Source organism: Hyphomicrobium sp. DMF-1 (assembly GCF_027886585.1).
Classification (GTDB): domain Bacteria; phylum Pseudomonadota; class Alphaproteobacteria; order Rhizobiales; family Hyphomicrobiaceae; genus Hyphomicrobium_C; species Hyphomicrobium_C zavarzinii.
The window spans coordinates 2440143-2466719 of record NZ_CP115706.1 but is presented as its reverse complement, the minus strand read 5'-3'; the positions used below and the strand labels follow the sequence as shown (position 1 = coordinate 2466719).

Below are 26577 nucleotides of genomic sequence, written 5' to 3'. Positions count from 1 at the left end.
TCCGGAGAGAGGCGAGAGCCGCTCGGAGAAAGAAATGCGCGCACCTCTGTCGGAAGGGCCGCGCATGACCCGCTATGCCGAGCTTGCCGTCACCACGAACTTCTCGTTCCTCCGGGGTGCCTCCCATCCGGAAGAGATGGTGAGCGCTGCGGAAGATCTCGGCCTCGATGCGCTGGCCATCACCGATCGCAACAGCTTCGCTGGCGTCGTGCGCGCCTTTGGGGCGTGGAAGAACCGCAAGTCCGCCGGTCTCAAGCTCATCGTCGGCGTGCGTCTCGTCACCCTCAATGGCTTCGAGGTCCTCGCATATCCCAGCGACCGGGAAGCCTACGCGCGCCTTTGCCGCCTCCTGAGCGAAAGCAGGCTCAAGGCCTCCCACGAGACACACACCGAATGCCATCTGGCGTTCGAGGACATTCTCGCGACTACGGACGGCCAGATCTTCATCGCGCTCCCGCCCCGCAAGCTTACGCCCGCCTTCACCCAGCATCTCGAGAAGCTCGCCCGCGCTGCGCCGGGGCGCAGCTACCTCGCCGGCATTCATCACCATCGAGGCGACGAGCCTCGCCGCATCGGCATGCTCGACGAGCTTGGAAGACGCACCGGCACGCCCCTCGTCGCCGTCAATGACGTGCACTATCACACTCCGGAGCGCCGCCCTCTTGCCGATGTCGTCACCTGCATCCGCGAGACATGCACGATTGCCGAAGCGGGCTTCCGCCTCGCCGCCAACGCCGAGCGGCACATGAAGTCGCCCGCAGAAATGGCGCTCCTGTTCGAGGCTTATCCCGAAGCCCTGGCGCGCACCCTCGATATTGCGAGCGCTTGCCGCTTCTCCCTGGCCGATCTCAAGAACGAATATCCAGACGAGCCGGTGCCGCCAGACAAGACACCCCAGCAGCATCTCGAGGATTTGACCTGGATCGGCGCCCGCAAGCGTTATCCGCGCGGCATTCCGGAGAAAGTCGAAAAGCAGATCCGCGAGGAGCTGACGCTCATCGCCAAGCTCGACTACGCGCGCTATTTCCTCACCGTCCACGACGTCGTCCGCTTCGCGCGCGGCAAAGAGATCCTGTGCCAGGGCCGCGGATCGGCCGCCAACAGCGCCGTCTGCTATTGCCTCGGCATCACCGAGATCGACCCAGCCACCTCCAACCTTCTCTTCGCGCGTTTCATCTCGGCCGAACGTCAGGAGCCACCCGATATCGACGTAGATTTCGAGCACGACCGCCGCGAGGAGGTCATCCAGCACATCTACGAGAGATATGGCCGCGAATACGCCGCCATCTGCGCCACCGTCATCCATTATCGCTCGCGCCGCGCCATCCGCGAGGTGGGAAAAGTCATGGGCCTCACGCCCGACGTCACCGCCGCTATCGCCAGGACAGTCTGGGGCAGCCACGCCGACGGCCTGCCCGACACGCACATCCGCGAAGCCGGCTTCGATCCCGCCAATCCGAAAATTCGCCAGTCTATCCAGCTCGCGCGTGAGCTGATCGGCTTCCCCCGTCATCTCTCCCAGCACGTCGGAGGCTTCATCCTCACCAAACGACGCCTCGACGAGACGGTCCCCATCGCCCGGGCCGCCATGGACAAACGCACGTACATCGAATGGGACAAGGACGACATCGATACGCTGGGCCTGATGAAAGTCGACGTGCTGGCCCTCGGCATGTTGAGCGCCTTGCGCCGCGGCTTCGACCTTCTTCGCACCCATTATGAAAGACCGCTCACGCTCGCGGCTATTCCGGGAGACGGCACCCCCGACGCGGATAAAGTCTACGCGATGCTGTCGCAAGCCGACTCCATCGGCGTGTTCCAGGTGGAGAGCCGCGCGCAGATGTCGATGCTGCCGCGATTGAGACCGAAGGAATTCTACGATCTCGTCATCGAGGTCGCCATCGTTCGCCCCGGCCCGATCCAGGGCAACATGGTGCATCCCTATCTCAAGCGGCGCGACGAGAACCCCGAAACCATCGTCTATCCCTCCCCGGCCCCCGGGCATGGCGACAAGGACGAATTGAAGGAGGTGCTGAAGCGGACGCGCGGCGTGCCTTTGTTCCAGGAGCAGGCGATGCAGATCGCCATCACCGCCGCCAAGTTCACGCCCGACGAGGCGGACGGGCTGCGCCGCTCCATGGCCACCTTCCGCCACAACGGCAACGTTCACAAATACCGTGAGACGTTCATCCGAAACATGACAGCCCGCGGCTACGACCCCGAGTTCGTCACACGCTGCTTCGGCCAGATCGAGGGCTTCGGCGAGTACGGCTTCCCCGAAAGCCATGCGGCGAGCTTCGCCTTGCTCGTCTATGCCTCCGCTTGGGTGAAATGCCACTATCCGGATGTCTTCTGCGCCGCCATCCTGAACAGCCAGCCCATGGGCTTCTACCAGCCGGCCCAGCTCGTCATCGACGCACGCAACCATGACGTGGAGGTGCGCGAGGCCGACGTGAACTTCAGCAACTGGGATTGCACGCTCGAGCCCGCAACCAAAGGTCCCCATCGCTTTGCCGTGCGCCTGGGCCTGCGCCAGATCGAGGGGCTTTCCGAAAAGGAGATGGAGGGTCTCGTCGCGACGCGTGGCAACGGCTACGCGAGCATCGAGCGCCTCGCCGCCATCTCAGGCGTCTCGCATGGAACAATAGAGCGCCTCGCCGCCGCCGATGCGCTTCGCTCGATGGGGCTGGACCGGCGCGAAGCTCTGTGGTCTGCACGCAGGCTTGCCAGCATCGGCATGCCCAATGGAAAGAAGAGGCTGTCGCAGTCTCAGGATGAAACGCTCCCTCTCTTCGACCCGCGCCAGGGAGACGAGCTTTTCCCCGAGCCGCCCATCACCCTGCCTCCAATGGCGCTTCCCGAGCATGTGGCGGAGGATTACGTGACCACTGGGCTGTCCCTGAAGACACACCCCGTGACATTTTTCCGCAAGCGTCTGACGGATCGCAAGGTCGTTCCCAATGCGGATCTGAAGGATGAAACACGCACGAGAAACGATCAGAACATCTGTGTTTCCGGCCTCGTTCTCACGCGCCAGATGCCCGGAGGAAAGAAGGTCGTCTTCCTCACGCTCGAGGACGAGACGGGCGTGGCCAACATCATCATCTGGCCGAAAGTGTTCGCAAAAAGCCGCCGCACGGTGATGTCTGCGCGCTTTATCCTCGTGCGAGGCCGTCTCCAGCGCGCGGGATCCGTGGTGCATGTCCTCGCCGAAAGCTTCGTCGATCTCAGCGGCGATCTCGCTCTTCTTCACGAGCCCGATCTGCTTGGTCCGGATGCTCCGCTCACGGCGTGCGCCCCAGCCTCGAACTTGCTCTCCATCAAGAGCCGCGACTTTCATTGATGCGGTCAATCAACCCATCGAAAATTTGAACTTGCCCTTCGTTATATTTCTCTGAATATAACTAAAAGGGGACTGGGTCTGGGAGACCCGTGCAGTTGGGGGGAGTGAAATGCCCAAAAAAGTATTCGCCGCAGTCACTGCGGCTGGCCTATGCATTGCAGCATCGTCGGCAATCGCCCAGGAAAGCGCCGTAACCGCTGGTGGTGACGTCACCGCCGACGAGGCCACGCCGCTGCCGCCGATCGTCGTGCAATCGCCGAAGGAGCCGATTGCGAGCCGCCGCACCGGCAAAAAGCAGACCTCATCGGGAGCAGGCGCAGCCACCGCACAATCGGAAGGCGAAGGCGGAGGAAGCTTCGGAGGCGCGCAAGGCCCGGCCATTGGCGTGTTCACGCTCGGTCAGCTGGACCTCATCGGCGGCTCCACCATCACCAATGAGGCGATGTGGAGCTTCAACAAGCAATCCCTCGATCAGGCGGTCGAGATGGCGCCCGGCGTCGTCGCGCATACGGCCGGAGGCAGAAGAAACGAGCGTGACATCTACGTTCGCGGCTTCGATCGCTATCGCGTCCCGCTTTCTATCGACGGCGTGCGCATCTATCTGCCGGCCGACAATCGCCTCGACATGGCGCGCTTCCTGACGCCGGATCTCTCCGAGATCCAGATCCAAAAAGGCTACGTCTCCGTGCTGAACGGACCCGGGGGCATGGGCGGCGCAATCAACCTCGTCTCGCGCAAGCCCACCAAGGAGCTGGAGGTGGAAGCCCGCTCTGGCCTCGTGATGAACGGCGACGTCAGCGACATGAACCAGTGGAGCAGCTACGCCTACGCCGGAACACGTCAGAAGGGCTATTACGCTCAGATCAGCGGCACCATTGTCGATCAGGATTCGTTCAATCTGTCCGACGACTTCAGGCCGACACAACCGGGCTCGCCAGGTTACGATCCGTTGTTCCCCTACGAGGACGGCGGCGCGCGTGACGGATCCGACTTCCGCGACTGGAAGATCAATGCCAAGGCCGGCATCACGCCGAATGCCACGGACGAATACAGCGTGAACTATACGACCCAGAGCGGAGAGAAGAACGCCCCGCTCCATGTCGCCAAAGAGAAATTGCAGACGCAGCGTTATTGGACCTGGCCCTACTGGGACATCACGAGCCTCTCATGGCTCTCGAAGACGCAGATCGGCGAAAGCTCCTATTTCAAGAGCAACGCCTACTACAACACCTTCGAAAATCGCCTGAGCTCCTTCAACGCGCCGACGGCGGTCATTCCGCCCTACTCGACGCAGCTCGCCAACTACACCTTCAACAGCGACTACGAGGATTATGCCTACGGCGGCTTCCTCGAGTTCGGCACGGAGCTCCTTCCCTACAACACCACGAAGGCGGCTATTCACTATCGCCGTGACAATCATTCCGAGCGAAACTTCGCGCGCCCGGACAGCGCAACGGCCTACGTCGAGCCCTGGCAGCACAACGTCGAGGATACGTGGTCGTTCGCTCTCGAGAACACGCTCCATGCCAGCAAGCGCCTCGATATCATCGCGGGCATCAGCTACGACTATCAGGACGTGAAGGAAGCCGAGGATTACGTAGCCGGCGCGAACCCGCCGTTGACCGGGACCATCCGCCAGAACGACGTCACCACTGCGGACGCCTGGAACTGGCAGGGTGGCGCGATCTACAGTTACTCCGAGGACGGCAAGGTGCACGCCACGGTCTCGAGCCGCACCCGCTTTGCCACCGTCTTCGAGCGCTACAGCACGCGTTTCGGGTATGCCACGCCCAATCCGGATCTCGCCCCCGAGCGCTCGACCAACTACGAGCTCGGCGTATCGGACACGCTCTTCAATCAGGCACGCGTCTCGGCTGCAATCTTCTATTCCGATTTGAAAGACGCGATTCAATCCGCCTACATCATCAATGGCGGCAACGTAACGAGCCAGAACCAGAACGTTGACGGCACGCACTACGGCGCCGAAATCTCAGTCGACTGGGATCTCGCGCCCGGCCTCCGTGTCGGCGGCAACTACGCCTACCTCGAGCGGGACTACGACTACATCACGCCCGGCACCAAGCCGGAGGGAACACCTCGCCACGAAGGCTTCCTGTACCTCGCCTGGACCGCGTTGCCGAACCTGACCATCACGCCGAGCCTTGCCCTCGCAAGCGATCGCAACAGCATCGTGACGAGCGGCACCACGCGCACCTACATCGAGACAGGCGCCTACGCCCTGCTCAACGTGCAGGCCGAATACAAGTTCAGCGAGAACTTCTCCGCCGCGATTGGCGGCACGAATCTCACGGACGAGAACTACGAGCTCGTGGAAGGTTTCCCCGAAGCGGGCCGCCAGTTCTTCGCCAACGCGAGGGTGAAGTTCTAGATAACGACGGCTTCGGGCTGCTCCCGCGAACGAGTGGCCCGAAGTTTGATCCAAGGCCATCCCCAATCCAGTCCGCGAGTGCTATATACGTGAAAATATCGCGCCAGGAGGATAAGGAACACGGCCATGAAGATCAGCGCACGCAACGTGCTCAAAGGCAAAATTGTCGACATCAAGAAAGGCGCGACCACGGCGCATGTGAGGATCGATCTCGGGGGCAGCGTCATCACGGCCTCGATCACCAATGAAGCCGTGGACGAGTTGAAACTGGCCCCGGGCATGACGGCGTCCGCCGTCGTCAAAGCCTCCGATGTGATGGTCGCGGTGGAATGAGATGCGTAAACTTCTGATCCTGCTTTCCGGTTGCAGCGCTCTGCTGGCCGCTCCCCTTCCCGCCCTCGCCGCACCAGGAACCGGCTGCGACGGCTTCCTCTGGCCTCTCACCAAGGAGCTGGCCTGGATGAAGGGGGGCAGCGAGAAAGTCGCCTCCGGCGCGACATTGCCTGCCCCGCCCGCCGACAAGGCGATCGAGGTCGCCTTGCAGCCGGCATCCAAGGTGCCTTTCGCCGTGAATCCCACAAGCACGCCGAAGCCCGAGGATGCAGAAGCCTTCGGCGGCATCGTAAGCTTCGACAAGCTCCCCGAAGCTGGCCATTATCAGATCACGTTGTCGGGCCATGGATGGATCGACGTCGTGCAGAACGGAAAGCCCCTCGAAGCAACGGCGCACACCGGCGCAATCGAATGCGAATGGATCCGCAAGAGCGTTCGTTTCGAGATCGGCTCGGGTCCGTTTTCCGTCCAGGTGCACGGGCTCCACAAGGACACCGTCAGGTTCACCCTCACGCCCGCCGCCGATTGACCGACAGCGGATGGTTCTGAAGCTGTTGCGGCCCTGCTCCCGCTGCAACCGGGAATACGCAACAGCTCGCCATTAGCTTGGAAATCACGGTTAAATTGCGATAAACTTGTCACGCTTGGAGCGGACTCGCCGCAGGCCGCGGACGCTGCCTGTACTTCAGGCAACATATCGCTTGACCGCGGACGCAGGCCCGGCGGAAAGAAGCACCGTAACAACGGCAAAATAGTCCGGACGCGATGTCGGGCGCGCATCTTCTCGCACGTCCTTGAGCTGAGCGTTCCTGAAACCCCGCCGCGAAGCCTTCGCAATGCCATTCTGCGCAGGGACAATCGGCGGGAAACTGTTTCACAGATGAAATTTAGGAAGCTCGGATACGGGGAGCGTCCTGGCATTCCTTCGACACTGCAAGACGTACACACCCCGCATTCTGCTTGATGACGTACAGAATTGCCCGAGGACAGCATGCTTAGGCATATCATGGCCTGGACGGTCGTGATCCTCGCCGTCGCCGGAATTGCCGGCGGGTTGGGGTTCTACAAATACAGCGAGATCAAGACCGCTATCGCCGCCGGCGAGGCGACGCCGGAGCCCGTGGAATCGGTACTCTCGACCCGCTCGCGCGAAGGCCAGTGGTCTGCCGTGACGCGCGCCATCGGCACTGTCGTTGCTCTGCGTCAGCTCGAAGTGAAGAACGAGATCGCAGGCGCGATCTCGGAGATCGGCTTCACGTCCGGCGCCATCGTCGAGAAGGGCGACCTTCTTGTCCAGTTCGACACCCGCCAGGAGCAGGCCGCCCTCGCCGCGGCGGAAGCGGATGCCCGCCTCGCCAAGCTCACGCTCGATCGCCGGGAGAGCCTGCGCGGCAGCGCCGCTTTCTCCGCGCAGGAATTGGATCGCTCGCGCGAGGAATTCAACGCCGCGACGGCGCGCGCCCGCAATCTCGAGGTGATCGTCGACAAGAAGCGTATCACCGCGCCATTCCGCGCACGCGTCGGCATCACCAACTGGCAGCCCGGCGCTTATCTCGATGCAGGCACGCTGATCGTCACCCTCCAGGGCACGGCGGCGGACGCTTACGTGGACTTCTCGCTACCCCAGGACAGCGCCGTGGCCATACGTCCGGGAACCGTCGTGACGCTCTCCGGCCCCGCCGTTCCGGGCGGAGAGACCACGGCAAAGATCATCGCAGAGGACAACAGCGCCGACGGCTCCAACCGCTCGATCCGCTTCCGCGCGGCCGCAGCGGGCTTCGGCGAGAAGCTCCGCCCCGGCACCTTCGTCGATGTGATCGTGAGAACGTCCGAGCCGCGCACCGCCGTCATGGTGCCGCTCGCTTCGGTCCGCCGCTCGCCGAACGGCCAGCACGTCTTCGTCCTCGTCGAGGAGAACGGCAAGCTGCGCGCCCGCCAGCGCACCGTGCAGACGGGCGCCGTCCAGGGCGACGACATCGCGATCGAAAAAGGCTTAGCCGCAGGCGAGCTGATCGCCGCCTCGGGATCGTTCAAGCTGCGTGAAGGCCTCCTGGTCGATGCCGGAATGCCGGCCCCCGCTCCCTCGACGGACGTCGGCGTCAACTGAGGAAGCGAGCCCATGCGCGCCATCGAAATCTTTGTCCGGCGCCCTGTCATCGCCATCGTCGTCAATCTGGCGCTGGTGCTGATCGGCATCAGAGCCGCGACGCAGCTTCCGATCCAGCAGTATCCGCGCATTGAAAGCTCGTCGATCCTCATCACCACCGTCTATATCGGCGCATCTGCCGAGAGCATTCGCGGCTTCGTCACCACGCCGATCGAGCGCGCGGTCTCCTCGATCACGGGCATCGACTACGTGGAATCCTCGAGTGTCGCGGGCATCAGCACCGTCACCGCGCGCCTGAAGCTCAACCACCCGAGCACGGTGGCCCTGACGGAGGTCGGCAACCGGCTCGACCAGATCCGCAGCGAGTTGCCCGCCGAGGTCGAAAGCCCGGTCGTCGAGGTGCAGCGCGCCGACCGGCCTTACGCCACCTTCTATGTCAGCGTCACCTCCGAGAGCATGACGCCGCCGGAAATCACCGACTATCTCTCGCGCAACATCCAGCCGCGCCTCAGCACCATTCCGGACGTGCAGCGCGTGGGCCTGGAAGGCGCCCGCCCACAGGCCATGCGCATCTGGCTCGACGCGGATCGGCTGGCCGCCTTCGGCATCGGCGCGAGCGAGGTGGAAGCAGCACTTCTGCGCAACAACTTCCTCGCCGCCGTGGGCCGAACGAAAGGAAGCCAGGTCCAGGTCGACCTCCTCGCCAACACCGATCTCAAGAGCGTTGCCGAGTTCGAGCAGCTCATCGTCCGCGAGGACAAGAAGCACATCATCCGGATCGCGGACATTGGCCGCGTAGAGCTCGGCTCCGAGGAGGAGACGGCGAACGTTCGCGACAACGGCAAGGACGCGGTCTACCTCTCCGTCTGGCCGCTGCCGGGCGCGAACGAGATCAGCGTGGCCTACGCCCTTCGCGCCGCGCTCGACACCATCCGGCCCGACTTGCCGCCCGGAACCGACATCGCGCTTGCCTATGACGGCACGGTCTACATGGAGAACTCGCTGAAGGAGATCGGCAAGACCTTCACCGAGACCGTGCTCATCGTCGGCCTGATCGTGTTCCTGTTCCTGGGCTCCGCGCGCAGTGCCCTTGTGCCCCTCGTCACGATCCCGATCTCGCTCATCGGCGCCATGGCCGCGATGATGGCCATGGGCTTCTCGCTCAATCTTCTCACGCTCCTCGCCATCGTGCTCTCGGTCGGCATCGTGGTCGACGACGCCATCGTCGTGGTCGAGAACGTCTCACGCCACATGCAGAACGGCATGGGCCGTATTCAGGCAGCCCTGGTCAGCACGCGGCAACTGTTCACGCCCATCATCGCCATGACCATCACGCTGGCGGCGGTCTACGCGCCGATCGGCTTCCTCTCTGGCCTGACCGGCGTGCTCTTCAAGGAATTCGCCTTCACGCTGGCCATCGCCGTCATCGTTTCCGGCTTCGTCGCCATCACGCTCTCGCCCATCATGAGCGCCTACACGGCGGCCGAGGGCGGGCACGAAGGCCGCTACGCGCGCTTCGTCGGCCGGATGCTCGACCGCCTCGCGAACGGCTATGGCCGCTGCCTCGATGTCGTCTTGAACCTGCGCGGCCAGGTGCTCGCGTTCGGCGCATTCATCTGCCTGCTCGCCGTGCCCCTCTATCACTTCTCCTCGCAGGAGCTGGCGCCCGTCGAGGACGAAGGCTTCATTCTGCTGATCGTCAACTCAGCGCCCGACGCTTCGCTCGCCTACACCGCGGGCCACATGGACCAGGTCCTGAAGATCGGCAAGGACCTGCCCGAATACGACGGCATGTTCGAGATCGTCTTCCCCTCGAACGGCTTCGGCGGCTTCATGCTGAAGAACTGGCACGAGCGCGCGCGCACCGCCAAGGAGATCCAGCCCCAGGTTTACGGCGCCGTTTCGAAGATCAAGGAGCTGCAGATCTTCCCCGTGCTGCCGCCCGCATTGCCCGGCGCCGGAAACTACGACGTCGAGCTGGTGCTCAAGGGACCCGGCACGCCGGAGCAGATGGCCGACTATGCCGCCAAGCTCGTCGGCGCCGCGTTTGCCAGCGGACAGTTCATGTTCGCCGATACCGATCTCAAGATCGATCTTCCGCAAGTGCTCGTGACTGTGCATCGCGAGCGCGTGGCCGACCTCGGGCTCGATCTCGCGGATGTCGGCCGCCAGCTCGGCATCCTGATCTCGGGCAACTACGTCAACCGCTTCACGCGCGAAGGCCGTGCCTACAAGGTCATCCCGCAAGTCAACCTGAGTGCCCGCGCCGTGGCCGAGCGCCTGCTCGACTACAAGATCCGCACCCGCGACGGAAAGCAGATCCCGGTCTCCGCCGTCGCGAGCCTCGAGACGAAGACGGCGCCGCGCACTCTCGCCCGCTTCCAGCAAGCCGACAGCTTCCGGGTTTACGGCGGCGTGGTGCCGGGCGTCACCAAGGCGGCCGCCCTCGAAACTTTGGAGAAGGCCGCGCGCTCCATCCTGCCTCCCGAGTACACGATCGACTACGCCGGTGAATCCCGCCAGATCCGCCAGGAAGGCGCCACCCTCGCCGGCACGCTGGGCTTCGCGATCCTGCTCATCTACCTGGTGCTCGTCGCTCAGTTCGGAAGCTTCCGCGATCCACTCGTGGTGCTGCTGGGCTCTGTCCCGCTGGCGCTGTCCGCCGCACTCGTCTTCACCTTCCTCGGCTACACCACCATTAACATCTACAGCCAGATCGGCCTGATCACCCTCGTCGGCCTCATCGCCAAGAACGGCATTCTGATCGTCGCGTTTGCCAACGAGTTGCAGAAGCAGGGCCTCAACAAGCTGGCCGCCATACGGGAAGGCGCGAAGACACGCCTGCGTCCCATTCTCATGACCACGGCCGCCACCGTGTTCGGCCATCTGCCGCTCGTCTTCGTCACGGGCGCGGGCGCGGAAGCGCGCAACAGCATCGGCATCATGCTGGTGTCCGGCATGGCCATCGGCACCCTGTTTACCCTCTTCATCCTACCGGTCATCTATCTGGTGGTCGCCGCCGAGCACAAGCCAGAGGAGAACGAAATAGAGACGCCGCCGCTCACGGGCCGGGAGCTGCCGGCCTGATCAGGGCTGCAAAAAAGAGAGCCTGACCAGGAGCCATCTTACGAAACTGTAAGGAGCCCGTAAGAGGCAGAACAGGTCCGGCACCTATACTGAAGGGTACGACTCGTCAGCCCTCACCGGATCGACCGGGCTCCCTCCGACCACCGGCGAGGTCATCGCACAGGATGCCTGCCATGCGCGTGCTCCTCATTGAGGACGACCCCGACACCGCCGCCTACGTGGTCAAAGGTCTGGAGGAAGAAGGCCACATCATCGATCACGCGCCGGACGGCCGCGACGGCATCTCCCTCGCCATGGGCGAAGACTACGATGTCCTGATCGTCGATCGCATGCTGCCGGGCCTCGAAGGCCTCGCCCTCGTCAAAACCGTCCGGGCCGCCGGCCGGCGGGTTCCCATCATCTTCCTCACGGCGCTCGGCGGCGTGGACGACCGCGTCGACGGACTGGATGCCGGCGGCGACGACTATCTCGTGAAGCCCTTCGCCTTTTCGGAGCTTCTGGCCCGCCTCAACGCGCTCGCACGGCGCCCGCACCTCAAGGGAGAGGAAACCCGCCTCAAGGTCGGCGACCTCGCGCTCGATCTCATCAGCCGCAAGGTCTATCGCGGTACCACCGAGATCGATCTCCAGCCGCGCGAATTCCGCCTGCTCGAGGTGTTGATGCGCAACAAGGGTCGGGTGGTCACCCGCACCATGCTGCTCGAGCGTGTCTGGTGCTTCCACTTCGATCCCAAGACGAGCGTCGTCGAGACGCACATTTCCCGCCTCCGCTCCAAGATCGATAAACCCTTCGACAGCGAGCTCATTCACACCATCCGCGGCAGCGGCTACAGTCTGCACGAAGGCCCATGACAGGGATGACATCGTGCTGAAGCGAACGCCCTTGCGGTTGGCGGCGACGTTTACTGCCTTGTTCGCCACCACTGTCATCGTGCTGTTTGCCATCTTGTTCTTCGGCCTCACCGCACGCTTGAGCGAGCAGATCCGTGTGCGCACGCAGGAGACCATGGATGCGCTCCTCGTGGTCGACCGGCAGAAAGCATTCGAGGATCTCGCCTCCGTCGTTACCAGCGAAAGCGAGTCCGTGCGTGATGCGGATTTCATCTTCGAGCTCGTGGACGAGAACGGCCGCCACGTCGCCGGCAACGTGCACGACATCCGCCAGTCCAACGACTGGCTGACGCTCGAGCGTGAGGACATTCAGCCAGATTGGGACAATGGAGAGCCGGACGATAAGTTTCTCGCCCTCTGGCAGCCCGTCTCGAAAGGCCGCCTCCTGGTCGGCAGCAGCAACCGTGAGCTGCGCCGGACGCAGACGTTCCTGCTCGAGGTGCTGGGCATCGGCCTCATCGCAACGACGCTGCTCGGCGCCTTGTGCGGCGCCTACCTCGCTGCCAACACGCAGCATCGCATCGATGCGTTCGCGAAAACGCTCTCCGCCGTCTCGGAAGGACAGATCGCCGCCCGCGTACCGTTGACCCAGACAGGCGACGACATCGATCACGTCGGCGCGCAGGTGAACCGCACGCTCGATCACCTCCAGAAGCTCATCGAAAACGTCAACCAATCCTCGTCCGACATCGCCCACGACCTCAAGAAGCCCGTCGGACGCCTGCGCCAGCGTCTCGACATCGCCCGCCGCAGCGCGAGGTCGGCCGAGGAGTTCCGCCTGACGATCGAGGACACCCTCGCCGACCTCGACGCCATGATCGAGACCTTCGACGCGCTTCTGCGCATCACCCAGATCGAGGCTGGCGCCCGCAAGGCGCGCTTCGCGAACGTAGACCTCGGCTCCGTGCTCGACGACGTGGCCGACGTCTATGCCGCTGTGGCCGAGGATGCCGGCCATCACCTCACCTGGAGCAACGGACGCCACGCTCCCGCTATCGTGAAAGGCGACCGCGAACTGCTGCTGCAGCTCTTCGCCAACCTCGTCGAGAACGCCATCCGCCATTGCCCGGCAGGAACAAACATCTCCCTCGGCCTCTCAGCGGAGCCGGACGGCTACAGGGCCGAGGTATCCGACACCGGCCCCGGCATTCCCGTCGAGGAGCGCGAGAAAGTTTTCCGCCGCCTCTATAGGCTCGAGCGGGCCCGCTCGACGCCCGGCAGCGGCCTCGGTCTGACGCTGGCAGCCGCCATCGTGGAGCTGCATGACGCGCGGATCACGCTCCAGGATCGCGGACCTGGCCTGCACGTCGCCATTTCGTTCCCCAAGGCCTGAGCCGCACCTGGAATCGGCATTCCGAACAGGAAGAGTTTTAAGCCCGATCAATAGCTTACGCCTCTCTTACGAATCCGTATGTCCCCGGCCAAGGAGCGGCAAGCTTAGGGGCGCATAAGTCTCTGCATGGGCCGCCCCGACAAGAAGAGATGGCTCAGCAAATGAGGAGAAGTCCGATGTTCAAGAAAAGCGTTGCTCCGCTCGTGCTCGCCGGCATGGCCGCCCTGTCCACGGCCGCCCTCGCCGCGTCGCAGACGATGACGGGCGATGTCAAATCCACCGATACGGCCAAGCACGAGCTGACCCTCGCCAACGGAAGCACGTTCGAGATCAACAGCCACGTGAAGCTCGAGAAGTTCAAGGCCGGCGACAAGGTCGCGATCACCTACGAGACGAAAGACGGCAAGATGGTCGCCTCGAAGGTCCATCACGCCAAGTAATCGACCATCCCTCCGCAAGCCCATCCCCCCACGATCCAAACTCGTGATGAACTAGGAAATACATCCATGACACGTTTGAAGAAGCTTGGTGTCGTTGCCCTCGCGATTACGACAGGTGCAGGTGCAGCAGCGGCGGCAAGCCCCGCGCCGCACGAGGTGACTGGCCGCATCCAGCACCTCAACCCGCGCGCGCACCACCTGACGGTGAAGAGCCAGACTTACCGCTACAATCCCCGCCTCACGGCCATGAGCCTGCGCAGGGGCGAGGACGTTCGCATTCAGTATCGTGAGAGTCATGGGCATCGGATCGCTGTGAAGATCCTACCCGCTGTCTGAGTTTCCAACTTCGCAAGGCGTTTTCTCCCCCAGCCAAACTCCGCACCAGAGGACAGCAACTCCGAAGTGCGACAGGGGCCACTCCCGCAAGTGGCCCCTTTTTTTGTTAGTAGCCGGTCATCTCGAGATAGCCATCGCCTGCGTGCGAGCCCGTAAAGCGCACCGGTCCTTCCCAATAGGGAAACACCGTCCCCATCCAGCTTTCGGCATTGAGCGGCACGGTCTCGATCGAAAGCCCCCGGCTCTTCACCTCCACCTTCCACGTCACCGGAAGGCTGCGCCCTGCGACAGTGCGCGAAGGCCCTGGGGTCAGCACGATGTCCGCACTTGCAAGCGAGTTGACGGCGCCGTCCGCGCCGATCCAGCTCCCGGCGCGGTAGGAGCCGCCTGCCTCGCCGCGAAGCTGGAACAGCATCAGCTTCTCGCCGCCCGGCAGATGCAGCGAGAACCAGTCCCAGCCCTTCTGATCCTTGGCGAGCGGCTGGCTGCTCCACTCGCGATCCATCCATGCCTGTCCCGTCACGGCGATCGCGCGCCCGTCGAGCGTCAGCGTTCCGGCGACCTTGAAGAAAGGTTGGCTGTAATAGTAGGACGCCTGCCCGCGCTCGGACTTGCGGCTGTAACCGTGGTCGCCCTGAAGCACGGGCGCCTGCGGGCTCGTAAGCGTGAGCGCGTACGAAAAGCCGACGCCCTTGGCGGAAAGCGAAGCGGACTCCAGCGCGCCGCGGCCTGCCGCATCCACGCTTGCGAACGACCAGTCGTCTATCCACGCCTTGAACGGCTCCGCGACGACACCCGCCTGCCCGATACCGCCCCGCGCGAGCGTCTCTGCAAAACGATGAGACCCAGCGCTCGTGAGAGCCGCATGGCCCATCCAGACTTGCTGGTTGGCCCAGCCCTCCTGCTCGGCACCGGGCGAGAGCGCCTGCCGGAACAGGGTCCACTGCACGCCGTAGCGCGCCCCCGAAGCGTCCTTGAGGTTCGCGGTCACGTACCACCACTCGATGCGGTAGCCGGGATGCGCACCATGATCTGCGGGAAAAGAAAGCGGCTTGCCCGGAACCACCTCCGCGAACCCGGCCGCCTCGTCGCCGAGCCCGGCAAACCCGCCTGCCGCCGCGCGGCCGAAGCCCAGCGCCGCGAGCGCAATCACCGCAACGGCGGCAAGACGCCTAACGTTCATTGGCGAACACCTTGAGCAAATCCTGCGGTGCGGTGCGGCCGAGCCGGACCACGGGAACGATGGAAGCGAGAAAGGCCGTGGCCAGCGCAAGCGCCACGATCAGCCCCCACTGCGTTGGAAACACATGGAACGGCAGCCGCCATCCGAAAGCCTGCACGTTGACGATCGCGACAAGACACCAGGCGAGCACGAGGCCCAGTGGAACCGCGAGCACCGCCGTGATCGCGGCCAGAACCAAAAGCTTGCCGATCTCGAGATCCATGAGCTTACGCCGCGTGACGCCCAGCGCCCACACCGGTGCAAGCTGCGCGAGCCTGAGATCACTCAACGTCAGAAGGCTCGCGAACAAGGCGATCCCCGAAACGATTAGCGTGAGCGTGTTGAGCGCGCCCGTCACCGCGAACGTCCGCTCGAAGATCTGCGTCGATATCTGCTTGAGGGACGCCTGATCCACGATGCGCGCGATTTTGCCGTCGAAGTGCGATTGCATCGCGGTCATCAGCGCCCCCGCATCCGAGGGCGCCACGCGAACGCTATAGCTCGTGCGGCGTGCCTCCGCCCAATGCCGCACCAGATGATCTACGTTGACGCGGACCTGGCCTTTTGGATTGCCGTAGTCCGGATAGAGGCCGACCACCGGAAGCTCCCACACGCCATCCGCGGTCGGAAGCGCGAGCGGCGAGCCGAGACCGATGTCCATGCGCCGGGCGAGCTGCTCGCTGATAAGCGCGCCCTCCCCGTCCCGCACCCGATCCCAGGCATCGGCCGTGTGCGAGAGAAGCGTGAAGTGATCGCGGTAAGTCGCATGATCGCGCGACCCATAGACGTCCACCGGCCATCCTCCGATGCGCGTCTCGGCCTTCCACACCGGCAGGACCGCAGTGACGCGCGGATCGCGGCCGAGCCACTCGGCGATCTCGCCGCCTTCCTGAGCGCCGGCGGCGTCGAAATAGAGTTCGGAATTGAGCCGTTCGTCGAGCCAGCCCGTGAACGTCTTGCGGAAGCCCTCCACCATCGTGCCGACACCCACGTTCGCCGCGAGCGCGAGCAGAAGCGCCATGAGCGCGAGCGAGAGCCCCGAAAGCTGAAGCCGCGTATCCGCCCAGAACCACTGCGCGAGTGCGCCGCTTGCCCGCCGCTCCCCGAGACGCAGAACGACCGCCAGCAGCAACGGCAGAAGCAGCGCCGCTCCCAGCAGCACGCCCGCGATGACGACGAACCCGGCGACGAGCCCGCGGCCCCAGAGAAACGCGATGGCCCCAATGACGAGGCACATGGCAGCAAGAACGCCTTGCCGCCGGAGTTGCGCATGCTGCGCCTCCCGCCACGCCAGCGGCTTTGCCACGGCGAGGATGGGAAGCCGGTAAACCTTGAGCAGGCTCACGGCAGAGGCTGCGAGCGCACCGGCAGAAGCCATGCCGAGACCCGAGGCCCACCACCGGCCTTGAAGCGCGAGATGGCCTCCCACGTGCGCGCCGTAAAGACCGGAGAGGCTCGCCGCCACATCCGGCAGAAGCGCCGCCGCGATCACATAGCCGCAAACCATGCCGATGGCGCCCGCCAGCAGCGCGAGCAGTACCACCTCGCCGACCAGCACGAGCATCAGAAGCCGCAACGGCACACCCACCGCCCGCATGGTCCGCAGCGTCCCGAGCCTCTGCTCGAATGCGAGCCCGATGGAGGCATGAACGATGAACAGCCCCACGATGAAGGCGAGCAGGCCAAAGGCCGTGAGGTTGAGATGGAAGCTGTCCGTGAGGCGCGCGAGATCGCCGCGCTCCTCCGGCTGTTCGAGCTTGAGCGCGTCTCCGCCAATCGCGACGAGGGACGCCTCATCCGGCATCTCACCCTGGCCGCCTATTAGGCGCGTGAGTTGCTGCGGCTTGCCGAGAATGACCTGCGCCGCACCGATGTCCATGACGAGGATCCCAGGCGCCACCGCCTCGGTGACGACGAGCGGTGGCAACGCCTGCTTTCCCTCCGTGACGGGACGGGACCCGCCCGCCGCGCCCAGCTCGCGCACGGTTTCCGTCGCGACCAGCGTCTGCCCGGGCGCCTTGAGAAAGGCTTCGAGATCTCCGCCCGTTGCGAGCCCCGCCACGGCCGATCCCTTGGGCAACGTCAACGGCTCCACGCCCACCAGCCGGTAGGACACGCCGCCGATCCGGACGCTGCCCTCGATCACAGGCGAAACCTTCCACCCGGCCCGCCGCAGCGCCACATAGTGCTCTTGCGCGACCGATGTACCCTTGGCGCTGACGATACTCGCCGCCCCGGCATCGCCGAACACCTGCGCCGCCCGGTCATAGCTCGTGCGCGCCTGCTGATTGAGGGCCTGCACGCCACTCCAGAGCGCGGTGGCCACCGCTAGGCCGATCACCAGCGTGGCGAAGTTCAGCGGATGCCGCCGCCAATGGCTGAGGAGAGTAGCGAAAATCCAGAACGCTCGATCGGGGACCATGTCACGCGCCTGCCAGCACACCTGACGCAAGCGTCACCTGCCGGTCGAGGCGCCGCGCGAGCCGCGTGCTGTGCGTCACCATCAGGAAGCCGCAGCCCGTGCGCGCGATGAGATCGAGCGCGAGCCCCATCACCTCGTCGCCCGTCGCCTCGTCGAGATTGCCCGTCGGCTCGTCCGCGATGAGGAGACGCGGCCGGATCGCCAGAGCGCGCCCGATCGCGACACGCTGCTGCTGGCCGCCGGAAAGCTGTTCGGGGTAGCGATGCCCGAGAGCCGCGAGGCCAAGCCGCTCCATCAGCTCCTCCTGCCAGGCGGCATCGAAACGCCCGGCGATCCGCGCCTGAAAGGCGATATTGCCGGCGACGGTCAGGCTCGGAACGAGGTTGAACTGCTGGAACACGATGCCGATGCGTTCACGCCGCAACGCCGCGCGCTCGGCATCGGGCTGGCCTGTCACGCGCACGCCGTCGAGCATGATCTCGCCGCTGTCGGCGTCATCCAGCCCGCCGATCAGATGCAGAAGCGTGCTCTTCCCGCTGCCGGATTCCCCGAGCAGCGCCAGGCTTTCACCGGCCGCGAGCGTGAGATCCACGCCTTTGAGCACGGGAATCGGCCCTTGCGGCGTCGCGTAGGACTTCCGCACATCGGAAACACGCAGCAAGGGAGCGGACGCCTGTGGCGATCCTCCCGCGCGATGCGTCCGGTCGATCAGTGTCACCTTCGAGCTCCGATGAAACGCGCATAGTCGTCGGCCGTATCGATGTCCACGAAAAGGGACTCGTCGTCGAAAACCACATCAAGGCGCTCATCGCCGAGCGTGTCCAGCACAGACTTGCCGCCGCCCGGCCCCGAAAGTGCGGCGAGCTTGGAAAATTGCCGCTCCGGCCACAGCACCGGGTTACGCTGCGCGCCCTTGGATGTCACCGGCACGACGACGCGCGTGCCCCCTTTTTCGCGAAACACGCTCGCGAGCCGGAGAAACACATCGCTCGTGAGATTTGGCATGTCTCCCGGAACGATGAACACGCCGTCGCAGGCATCTTCCAGCTCACGAATACCCGCCGCGATGGAGCCGCCCATACCGTCCGCCCAGCGCCCGTTATGGACGAAACGCACCGGAAAACCGGAGAGGGCGCTCGTGTAGGCGTCCTCCTCCGCACCGGTCACCACGACCACCGTGTCGACGCCGCCATCGATCACCGATCGCGCAACTTTCGCGATGAGGGGAGCTGTGTCTACCGGAGCGAGCAGCTTGTTATCGGCTCCGAACCGGAGCGACGCCCCGCCCGCAAGCAGCACCGCGCCGACACGGATCTCCCGAGACGTCTCCATCTCAAGCTCCGTGACGAGCCCGGATGATCGCGCCGAGAATGGAGACGGCAATCTCCGCCGGCCCTTTGGCGCCAATGCGCAAGCCGACCGGCCCGTCGATCCTCCCGATCTCCGCATCCGAGAAGCCCGCCGCTTTGAGCCGCGCGACACGCTGCTCATGCGTCCGCCGCGAGCCCAGCGCGCCGATGTAGAAGCAGGGAGACCGGATCGCGAGAGACAGCGTCTCGTCGTCTATGCGCCCTTCATGCGAGAGCGTCACCACCGCGGTGCGCTGATCGAGCCCCAGCGCGGGCAGCGCTTGGTCCGGCCACTCGTGACGAAGCGGAACATCGCCAAACCGATGCTCGGACGAGAAGGCTGTGCGGGGATCGATCACCGTCACCTGGAAGCCAACGCGGCGCGAAAGATCGGAGAGAACTTGTGCGATGTGCCCCGCTCCGACGAGAACGACATGCACGCCTGGCACGAGCGCATGAAGGAAACGGCGTCCCTCCGGCTCCTCGATCACGAAGCTCTCTCCGCCATCCAGCCGCTGCGCGATCTCCGCCTCATGGAAGCGCGCCTCGCGCCCAATCTGCCTCTCACCCGTCCGCAGATCGGTCTCCACGACGAGGAGTGAGCGCCGCTCGCGATGCGCGATTACGCTGTCGAGATACGCCGCGTCCGCCGGGCCTTGCAGGCGCTCGACGAAAATCTCGATGCGCCCGCCGCACGCCAGGCCCACGCTCCACGCCGTGCGATCCGCGACACCGAATTCGAGGCATCGCGGCACACCCGACGCTATCACCTCGGCCGCCGCCGTGATCACCGCAGCCTCGACGCAGCCGCCCGAAACCGAGCCCTCGAAGCGATCGTCCGGGCCGACGACGAGCTGCCCGCCCACAGGAACCGGCGAGGAGCCCCACGTCTTGATCACCGTCGCAAGCGCGATCGTCCCGAAGGTATCGAGCCAGTGTCGCGCAATGGAGACGACATCGCGCGCACCCTCGACGCGGGCTGCGCAGGTTGCCGCGCCGCTTTCGGTCCCGTTCAGAAAGCCAGCCTCTGTTACAACGTCATCCAAGCTTCAACCCATCCGCAAACGGAAGCACTCGAACCCGCTGCCCTGTGCCGGCTGCGACAGCGTTGGCAACGGCCGGGCCGATCGGCGGCACACCTGGCTCGCCGATCCCAGTGGGCGGAGCCGCGGACGGCAGAATGTGCACCTCGACCTTCGGCATCTCGTTGAAGCGCAGCACCTCGTAGCCGTCGAAGTTGGCCTGATCGACGACGCCGTCCTTCAGCGTCACCTTGCTGTGCAGCACCGCACCGAGCCCGAAGCCGATGCCGCCCTCCACCTGCGCCTTGATGTTGTCCGGGTTGATGGCCAGGCCGCAATCCACGGCCGCCACCACGCGCTCGACCTTCGGCTTGCTGTCGACAATCCGGATCTCCGCTACTTCCGCCACGAAGCTCTTGAAGCTCTCGTGCACGGCCACGCCCCGGAACACACCGTCGGCCGCAGGCTTGTCCCAGCCCGCCTTCTCCGCGGCGAGCTTGAGCACGGCGGCATGGCGCGGATGCTTCTCCAGCAACGAAAGACGGAAGGCCACAGGATCCTTTTTCTGCAGCGCCGCGATCTCGTCGATCATGGTCTCCATGACATAGGCCGTGTGCGTATGCCCAACCGAGCGCCACCAAAGCGGCGGCGGACCCGCCTTCGTATTGTGAACCTCCACATGCATGTTGGGAATGGCGTAGGGCGTGTCCGCAACGCCTTCGACGGACGTGCCGTCCACACCGTCCTTCACGATCGCCGCCTCGAAAGGCGTTCCGATCGCGATCGATTGACCGACGATGCGGTGATGCCAGCCCAGGATCTCGCCGTCCTTGCCGAGCCCGACCTTGACCCTGTGCACATAGAGCGGACGATAGTAGCCGCCCTTGATGTCGTCCTCCCGGGTCCACACGAGCTTGATGGGTTCGCTGCGGCCCGTCGCCTTCACGATGCCGGCGGTCTCTGCGATGTAGTCCGAGTTGTAAACACCGCGGCGGCCGAACGATCCTCCGGCCCACAGCGTATTGATGACGACGTCCTCCGGCTTGATGCCGAGGATCGCCGCCGTCACGTTCTGGTCGACGGTCTGAAGCTGCGATCCGGTCCACAGCGTCGCCCTTCCGTCCTTGAACTGCATCACGCAGTTCATCGGCTCCATGGGCGCGTGCGCGAGGAACGGGAAGATGTAGTCGGCCTCGATCACCTTATCGGCCTTGGCGAGCGCGGCAGTAGCGTCACCTTCGTTGCGTGCGACGAGCCCCGGCTTATCGGCCAGCGCCTTGTACTCGGCAACGAGTGCGTCGGTGCCGCGCATGTCCGCCTTGCTCTCGTCCCAAGAGACGGCAAGCTGGTCGCGGCCCTTGATCGCCGCATAGGTGGACGTGGCGAGAACCGCGACACCATGCGGCGTCTGCACGACATCCACCACACCCTTGACTGCGCGCGCAGCCTTGTCGTCGACCGATTGCACAGTCCCGCCGAAGCGCGGCGAGCGCGCGAGCGTGGCGACCAGCATGCCGGGAAGCTGCACGTCCTGCGTATAGATCCGCGCGCCCGTGGTCTTCTGCACCGAGTCGAGGCGCGGAAAAGACTTGCCTATGTAGACGAACTCGTCCGCCGTCTTGAGCTTCGGGTCGGCAGGCACCGCCATGCTCGCGGCATCCTTCGCCAGCTCGCCGAACGTCGCCGAATTCGCACCGGATGAAACGACGCCCTTGGCGACTTTCACCGACGCCGCGTCCACGCCCCAGCGCTTGGCTGCGGCTTCGACCAGCATGGCGCGCGCAGCCGCGCCCGCCTTTCGATACTGCTCGAACGAGTTGGCGATGGCGGTCGAGCCGCCGGTACCCTGCACGCCGAAGAACAGGTTCTTGTAGAGTTCCACGTTGGCCGGGGCGAACTCGGGCTTCACCTGCGCCCAATCCGCATCGAGCTCTTCGGCGACGAGCGTGGAGAGTCCCGTCGCAACGCCCTGCCCCTTGTCCTGGTGCTTCACGAGCACCGTCACCACGTTGTCGGGCGTGATCTTGACGAACGGCATGAAGACGCCGCCGCTTTCGCTGCCCTGCGCTGCTGCCTCGGCGCGGGCGGACCCTGCAGGAAGCCACGCCCCGATGACGAGCCCGGCACCGGAACCGAGCGCGAGCCGCACGAAATTACGACGGTCGAGCGCAAGCGCCGTGTCGGCGCGAAACTGAGACAGATCCATTCGGCCATACATGTGCGTGATCTCCCTCAGCCCTTGAGCGTTTCGGATGCAGTGTGGATGGCAGTCCGGATGCGCTGATAGGTGTTGCAGCGGCAGATGTTTCCACTCATCGCGCTATCGATGTCATCGTCCGTAGGAGCAGCCGTCTCCGAAAGCAGCGCCGTCGCGGCCATGATCTGCCCCGATTGGCAATAGCCGCACTGCACGACGTCCAGTTTCTGCCAGGCCGCGCGCACCGCTTCCGCCACCGGCCCCGACAAGCCCTCGATGGTTGTCACCGACTTGCCATCGACATCAGAAACGGCCGTCACACACGAGCGGATCGGCTGGCCTTCCAGATACATCGTACAGGCGCCGCACTGCGCGGCCCCGCAGCCGAACTTCGAGCCGATCAGGCCCAGCTCGTCGCGCACGACCCAGAGAAGCGGCGTGTCGTCCTCGGACGCAACGGTGACCTCGCGGCCGTTGAGCTGAAACTTAGCCATCAAGGCACCTCCGAAAATAGATTTTGAGAAGGCGCACGGAACTCCCCTCCCGCGCGCACCTGCTCATATGCGTGCAGCGTTACCGAATTTCCAGGGTCCAGCAAGATTGTTGCCACTCCAGCGGCAATGGACACTGAAAGCCGCCCAATTTTTGGGCTCCATCCGCCGTCTGCGCGATTTTTCTCGCAGGAACTACGTGAGGTGCATGGCGCGCTTGTGCTTGACAATCTCCGCTAGCAGCCACTGGTGGAACTGCTTGACGCCAGCGAGGGAGGCTGCGCCAGGACGCACGGCGAGCGCATAGCAACTCGGAATTGCGCGGCGGATCGGAAACGGCGTCACGAGTTGGCCACGCGCCAGAAGATCCTCAGCCATGATGTTGTCCGCGAGCGCGACGCCTCCGCCGTTCACCGCCTCCCGGATGGCGAGCGACGGATCGTGGAAGATCGCGCCCGACTTGGCGTCCACGCCTTTGACGCCCACACCTGCGATCCACTCCTCCCACCAGGCCGTGGTATTCTCGTGCAGCAGCCTGTGCCGCACGAGATCGGCGGGCTTGCGCAGCCCATTCGGCCCTTTCGCCAGCGCAGGCGCACACACCGGCAAAATGATGAGCGAGATGAGCGGAGAGAGCGAAGCATCCGCCTCGTCCTCGCGCACGAACAGGATCCTGAGATCCGCGCGCGGATTGCCCCCCTTCCCCGTGTCGTCATGGATCGAGACCTCGAGTTCGCACGCGGGGCACGCCGCCCGGAACCGCGGAAGCCGGTCAGCAAGCCACAGGTTCATGAACGTGGAATTGATGGAGAGCGACACCCGCTTTTGCGCGCGCTTCCGGGCGGGTCCGTACACGCTCACCTCCTCCGTCGCGTCGCGGATGACGTTGAAGGCATCGGTCAGGCGCCGCGCATAGTGCGTCGCCTTTTCGGTGAGCTGAACCTGCCGGAAGCCGCGCTCGAACAGCTCCACGCCCAGCGCCTGCTCGAGCGAGCGAATGTGACGGCTGACGGCCGATGGCGTGAGCCGCAACTCCTCCGCTGCCTCCTTGAAGCTGAGCAACCGCGCCGCGGCCTCGAACGCGCGAATGGCATTGAGCGAAGGGAGCGGCATGGGGCACCGGCGACAGAGACAGGAATGAGATGAGTTTTTATCAACTCACGACGGAAAATTAGCCGTTTGTCGAGCCTTTCGGCAAGTCGGATCCTGGAGGCGCTTCACACCGGAGGAGCCGATCATGACCCAGACGCTGAAACATCCCCTGCACACCTCGACCACCGACACCGCCGTTTTCGCCGGAACCAGGAGGGGCGGCTCTCCCGAGCCCACCTACAGCGGAGTGCTGTCCTTCATGCGCCGCAAGCTCACGCGGAACCTCGCAGGCGTGGATGTAGCCGTCTGGGGTATTCCCTTCGACGCGGCGGTCTCGAACCGTCCGGGTGCGCGCTTCGGGCCTCAAGGCGTGCGCCGCGCGTCCGCAATCCTCGGCGGCGATCCCCAATACCCCTTCCACGCGGACCCGTTTGAACGGCTGGCCGTAGTCGACTATGGCGATTGCGCCCTCGACTACGGCCGTCACGCGAACACGCCCCGCCAGATCGAGGAGCAGGCACGCGAGGTGATCGATGCCGGCGTGAAACTTCTTTCGATTGGCGGAGACCATTACGTCACCTGGCCACTCCTGAAAGCACACGCGCAGAAGCATGGTCCGATGGCGCTCGTGCAATTCGATGCACACCAGGACACCTGGTTCGATGAGGACGAACGGATCGATCACGGCTCGTTCGTGGCGCGCGCCGTGCGGGAGGGGATCATTCTGCCCGAGCGGTCGATCCAGATCGGCATCCGCACGCACGCGCCGGAGACCTGCGGGATAGAGATCGTGTATGGCGAGGAGATCGCGGATCTTGGTGCGAAGGGCGTGGTCGATCGCATCCTGAGGCGCGTCGGCAGCGCGAAGACCTATCTGACGTTCGACATCGACTGTCTCGACCCGGCCTTTGCGCCCGGAACGGGAACACCTGTTGCTGGCGGCCTCTCCTCACGCGAAGCGCTGATGATCCTTAGCCGCCTGGGTGCCCTCGACATCGTAGGAGGAGACGTCGTGGAGGTCGCACCCGCCTACGATCATGCCGACATCACCTCGATCGCAGGCGCGGCCGTGATGCAGCACTATCTTGGCCTCTTGGCGGACCAGAAGAAGCATTACGAGAATGTTCCATCATCCGATCGCTTATTCGCCAGCGCGCTAAGTTAATCATGCGCCCCTGCGCAATCCTGCATCAGGAGCGCGCGGGGGGCTTTCTTTCTGTATCCAACGGTCCATATGTTGCCAGGCAAGCTTCGCCCTCCCTGAACGGCGGCAGCGAACATCTTGCATCCAATAGACTGCTGGAGACCTGACTTCATGTCCGCCAAACTCTTCTCTCCCCTGACGATTGGCACGCTCACGCTGCCCAATCGTATCGTCATGGCGCCTTTGACGCGCAACCGCGCCGCCGATGGCGATGTCCCCCATGCCCTCAACGTCGAGTACTACGCTCAACGCGCATCCGCCGGACTCATTATCTCGGAAGGCACGCAGATCTCGCCGGAGGGCAAGGGCTACATCGCGACACCCGGCATCTATAACCAGGAGCAAGTCGCGGGCTGGCGCAAAGTGACCGACGCAGTCCACGCCAAGGGTGGCCGCATCTTCGCCCAGCTCTGGCACGTGGGCCGCATCTCCCACACCTCGCTCCAGCCGGATGGCAAGGCCCCCGTCGCGCCCTCCGCCATCAAGGCCAATGCGAAGACCTTCATCGCATCGGGCTTTGTCGACGTCTCCGCCCCTCGCGCGCTCGAGATTGCCGAGATCAAGGGCATCGTGGAGGACTATCGCAAGGCCGCCGAAAACGCCAAGAACGCAGGCTTCGACGGCGTCGAGTTGCACAGCGCCAACGGCTATCTCATCGACCAGTTCCTGCGTGACGGTACCAACAAGCGCACAGACGAGTACGGCGGCAGCGTCGAGAACCGCATCCGCTTCCTCGGCGAAATTCTCGCCGCCCTCACGTCCGTGTTCCCCGCGCTCCGCGTCGGCGTTCGCTTCAGCCCCTTCTCTGGCTTCGGCGACATCTCCGACAGCGATCCCATCACCACGTTCGGAGCGGCGATCGCAAAAGCGAGCGAGTTCGGACTCGGCTACCTGCATCTCGTCGAGGGGCAGACGGGAGGCCCACGCGCGCCTGCCGCCGACGTCGCTCGCCTGCGCAGCCGCTTCAAGGGCGTCTACCTCGCCAACAACGGCTACGACCGCGGAAGCGCCATCGAAGCCATCGAGAGCGGTGCGGCCGACCTGGTTGCCTTCGGACGCCCCTTCATCGCAAACCCCGATCTCGTCGAGCGGCTCGAGCGCGACGCCCCCCTGAACGAGCCGAAGCCGGCCACGTTCTACGGCGGCGGCGCAGAGGGTTACACGGATTATCCGGCTCTCGGCACCAAGGCCGCCTGAGCGCAGCATCCGGCCAGGATAGACGGAAAGAGGGCGTCTGCGCATTATGCGGGCGCCCTCAATTGTATCTAATTAGGAACCAATCTATTTCGATTTTGATATATTGGTTCTGAGATGGCGAGG

Annotated in this window: 20 protein-coding genes; 12 read left to right on the top strand and 8 right to left on the bottom strand. The window is 64.4% G+C overall.

The window, feature by feature from the left end:
- Nucleotides 1–34 precede the first annotated feature (34 nt).
- The 10 genes from PE058_RS11220 (at nucleotide 35) to PE058_RS11175 (ending at nucleotide 14258) form a co-directional block, all read left to right on the top strand.
- On the top strand, nucleotides 35–3343 hold the full coding sequence (locus PE058_RS11220; protein ID WP_271028411.1) for an error-prone DNA polymerase: 3309 nt from the start codon (nucleotides 35–37) through the stop codon (nucleotides 3341–3343).
- Between the two features lie 109 nt (nucleotides 3344–3452).
- Nucleotides 3453–5732 carry a TonB-dependent receptor plug domain-containing protein gene (locus tag PE058_RS11215; RefSeq protein ID WP_020087874.1) on the top strand — a complete coding sequence of 760 codons (2280 nt, stop codon included), beginning with the start codon at nucleotides 3453–3455 and terminating at the stop codon, nucleotides 5730–5732.
- A gap of 126 nt (nucleotides 5733–5858) precedes the next feature.
- Nucleotides 5859–6065, top strand: a complete 207-nt coding sequence (locus PE058_RS11210; RefSeq protein WP_020087875.1) for a TOBE domain-containing protein — start codon at nucleotides 5859–5861, stop codon at nucleotides 6063–6065.
- Nucleotide 6066: 1 nt separating this feature from the next.
- The gene (locus PE058_RS11205) at nucleotides 6067–6594 is read left to right on the top strand and encodes a hypothetical protein (RefSeq protein WP_020087876.1); all 528 of its coding nucleotides are present in this window, start codon (nucleotides 6067–6069) and stop codon (nucleotides 6592–6594) included.
- A 462-nt stretch (nucleotides 6595–7056) separates the two neighbouring features.
- Nucleotides 7057–8172, top strand: coding sequence for an efflux RND transporter periplasmic adaptor subunit (locus PE058_RS11200; RefSeq protein WP_083929299.1), 1116 nt, complete (start codon nucleotides 7057–7059; stop codon nucleotides 8170–8172).
- 12 nt (nucleotides 8173–8184) lie between these two features.
- The gene (locus PE058_RS11195; protein ID WP_271028410.1) at nucleotides 8185–11259 is read left to right on the top strand and encodes an efflux RND transporter permease subunit; all 3075 of its coding nucleotides are present in this window, start codon (nucleotides 8185–8187) and stop codon (nucleotides 11257–11259) included.
- A gap of 173 nt (nucleotides 11260–11432) precedes the next feature.
- Entirely contained in the window at nucleotides 11433–12110 is a 678-nt protein-coding gene (locus PE058_RS11190; protein ID WP_020665397.1) for a winged helix-turn-helix domain-containing protein, read from the top strand.
- Between the two features lie 13 nt (nucleotides 12111–12123).
- The gene (locus tag PE058_RS11185; RefSeq protein ID WP_271028409.1) at nucleotides 12124–13482 is read left to right on the top strand and encodes a HAMP domain-containing sensor histidine kinase; all 1359 of its coding nucleotides are present in this window, start codon (nucleotides 12124–12126) and stop codon (nucleotides 13480–13482) included.
- A gap of 176 nt (nucleotides 13483–13658) precedes the next feature.
- Nucleotides 13659–13922, top strand: a complete 264-nt coding sequence (locus tag PE058_RS11180) for a DUF1344 domain-containing protein (RefSeq protein ID WP_020087881.1) — start codon at nucleotides 13659–13661, stop codon at nucleotides 13920–13922.
- Between the two features lie 66 nt (nucleotides 13923–13988).
- Nucleotides 13989–14258 carry a hypothetical protein gene (locus tag PE058_RS11175; RefSeq protein WP_020087882.1) on the top strand — a complete coding sequence of 90 codons (270 nt, stop codon included), beginning with the start codon at nucleotides 13989–13991 and terminating at the stop codon, nucleotides 14256–14258.
- A gap of 106 nt (nucleotides 14259–14364) precedes the next feature.
- Here the strand turns inward: PE058_RS11175 and PE058_RS11170 are convergent, their stop codons facing one another.
- From PE058_RS11170 to PE058_RS11135, 8 genes are all read right to left on the bottom strand, one after another.
- Entirely contained in the window at nucleotides 14365–15441 is a 1077-nt protein-coding gene (locus PE058_RS11170) for a lipocalin-like domain-containing protein (RefSeq protein ID WP_271028408.1), read from the bottom strand.
- Nucleotides 15431–17902, bottom strand: a complete 2472-nt coding sequence (locus PE058_RS11165) for an ABC transporter permease (protein WP_271028407.1) — start codon at nucleotides 17900–17902, stop codon at nucleotides 15431–15433. Before PE058_RS11165 ends, PE058_RS11170 begins: the two co-directional genes overlap by 11 nt.
- Before the next feature lies 1 nt (nucleotide 17903).
- Nucleotides 17904–18620, bottom strand: a complete 717-nt coding sequence (locus tag PE058_RS11160; RefSeq protein ID WP_271028406.1) for an ABC transporter ATP-binding protein — start codon at nucleotides 18618–18620, stop codon at nucleotides 17904–17906.
- The gene (locus tag PE058_RS11155; RefSeq protein WP_020087886.1) at nucleotides 18617–19234 is read right to left on the bottom strand and encodes a nucleotidyltransferase family protein; all 618 of its coding nucleotides are present in this window, start codon (nucleotides 19232–19234) and stop codon (nucleotides 18617–18619) included. The genes PE058_RS11160 and PE058_RS11155 overlap by 4 nt, the downstream gene beginning before the upstream one ends.
- Nucleotide 19235: 1 nt before the next feature.
- The gene (locus PE058_RS11150) at nucleotides 19236–20297 is read right to left on the bottom strand and encodes an XdhC family protein (protein WP_271028405.1); all 1062 of its coding nucleotides are present in this window, start codon (nucleotides 20295–20297) and stop codon (nucleotides 19236–19238) included.
- A complete protein-coding gene (locus tag PE058_RS11145) occupies nucleotides 20290–22491 on the bottom strand; it encodes a xanthine dehydrogenase family protein molybdopterin-binding subunit (protein WP_271028404.1) in 2202 nt (733 codons plus the stop codon). The genes PE058_RS11150 and PE058_RS11145 overlap by 8 nt, the downstream gene beginning before the upstream one ends.
- A 14-nt stretch (nucleotides 22492–22505) precedes the next feature.
- Nucleotides 22506–22964, bottom strand: coding sequence for a (2Fe-2S)-binding protein (locus PE058_RS11140; protein WP_020087889.1), 459 nt, complete (start codon nucleotides 22962–22964; stop codon nucleotides 22506–22508).
- A 192-nt stretch (nucleotides 22965–23156) separates the two neighbouring features.
- Entirely contained in the window at nucleotides 23157–24074 is a 918-nt protein-coding gene (locus PE058_RS11135) for a LysR substrate-binding domain-containing protein (protein ID WP_271028403.1), read from the bottom strand.
- Nucleotides 24075–24198: 124 nt separating this feature from the next.
- Between PE058_RS11135 and speB the strand changes: the two genes are divergently transcribed.
- On the top strand, nucleotides 24199–25218 hold the full coding sequence (gene speB, locus PE058_RS11130; RefSeq protein ID WP_020087891.1) for an agmatinase: 1020 nt from the start codon (nucleotides 24199–24201) through the stop codon (nucleotides 25216–25218).
- Between the two features lie 150 nt (nucleotides 25219–25368).
- Nucleotides 25369–26454, top strand: a complete 1086-nt coding sequence (locus tag PE058_RS11125; RefSeq protein WP_271028402.1) for an alkene reductase — start codon at nucleotides 25369–25371, stop codon at nucleotides 26452–26454.
- Nucleotides 26455–26577 lie beyond the last annotated feature (123 nt).

What these genes read in the sequence shown, in the direction of transcription:
- PE058_RS11220 (WP_271028411.1), top strand. Translation starts at nt 35, where the DNA reads ATGCGCGCACCTCTGTCGGAAGGGCCGCGCATGACCCGCTATGCCGAG.
- PE058_RS11215 (WP_020087874.1), top strand. Translation starts at nt 3,453, where the DNA reads ATGCCCAAAAAAGTATTCGCCGCAGTCACTGCGGCTGGCCTATGCATT.
- PE058_RS11210 (WP_020087875.1), top strand. Translation starts at nt 5,859, where the DNA reads ATGAAGATCAGCGCACGCAACGTGCTCAAAGGCAAAATTGTCGACATC.
- PE058_RS11205 (WP_020087876.1), top strand. Translation starts at nt 6,067, where the DNA reads ATGCGTAAACTTCTGATCCTGCTTTCCGGTTGCAGCGCTCTGCTGGCC.
- PE058_RS11200 (WP_083929299.1), top strand. Translation starts at nt 7,057, where the DNA reads ATGCTTAGGCATATCATGGCCTGGACGGTCGTGATCCTCGCCGTCGCC.
- PE058_RS11195 (WP_271028410.1), top strand. Translation starts at nt 8,185, where the DNA reads ATGCGCGCCATCGAAATCTTTGTCCGGCGCCCTGTCATCGCCATCGTC.
- PE058_RS11190 (WP_020665397.1), top strand. Translation starts at nt 11,433, where the DNA reads ATGCGCGTGCTCCTCATTGAGGACGACCCCGACACCGCCGCCTACGTG.
- PE058_RS11180 (WP_020087881.1), top strand. Translation starts at nt 13,659, where the DNA reads ATGTTCAAGAAAAGCGTTGCTCCGCTCGTGCTCGCCGGCATGGCCGCC.
- PE058_RS11175 (WP_020087882.1), top strand. Translation starts at nt 13,989, where the DNA reads ATGACACGTTTGAAGAAGCTTGGTGTCGTTGCCCTCGCGATTACGACA.
- PE058_RS11170 (WP_271028408.1), bottom strand. Translation starts at nt 15,441, where the DNA reads ATGAACGTTAGGCGTCTTGCCGCCGTTGCGGTGATTGCGCTCGCGGCG.
- PE058_RS11165 (WP_271028407.1), bottom strand. Translation starts at nt 17,902, where the DNA reads ATGGTCCCCGATCGAGCGTTCTGGATTTTCGCTACTCTCCTCAGCCAT.
- PE058_RS11155 (WP_020087886.1), bottom strand. Translation starts at nt 19,234, where the DNA reads ATGGAGACGTCTCGGGAGATCCGTGTCGGCGCGGTGCTGCTTGCGGGC.
- PE058_RS11145 (WP_271028404.1), bottom strand. Translation starts at nt 22,491, where the DNA reads ATGTATGGCCGAATGGATCTGTCTCAGTTTCGCGCCGACACGGCGCTT.
- PE058_RS11140 (WP_020087889.1), bottom strand. Translation starts at nt 22,964, where the DNA reads ATGGCTAAGTTTCAGCTCAACGGCCGCGAGGTCACCGTTGCGTCCGAG.
- PE058_RS11135 (WP_271028403.1), bottom strand. Translation starts at nt 24,074, where the DNA reads ATGCCGCTCCCTTCGCTCAATGCCATTCGCGCGTTCGAGGCCGCGGCG.
- speB (WP_020087891.1), top strand. Translation starts at nt 24,199, where the DNA reads ATGACCCAGACGCTGAAACATCCCCTGCACACCTCGACCACCGACACC.
- PE058_RS11125 (WP_271028402.1), top strand. Translation starts at nt 25,369, where the DNA reads ATGTCCGCCAAACTCTTCTCTCCCCTGACGATTGGCACGCTCACGCTG.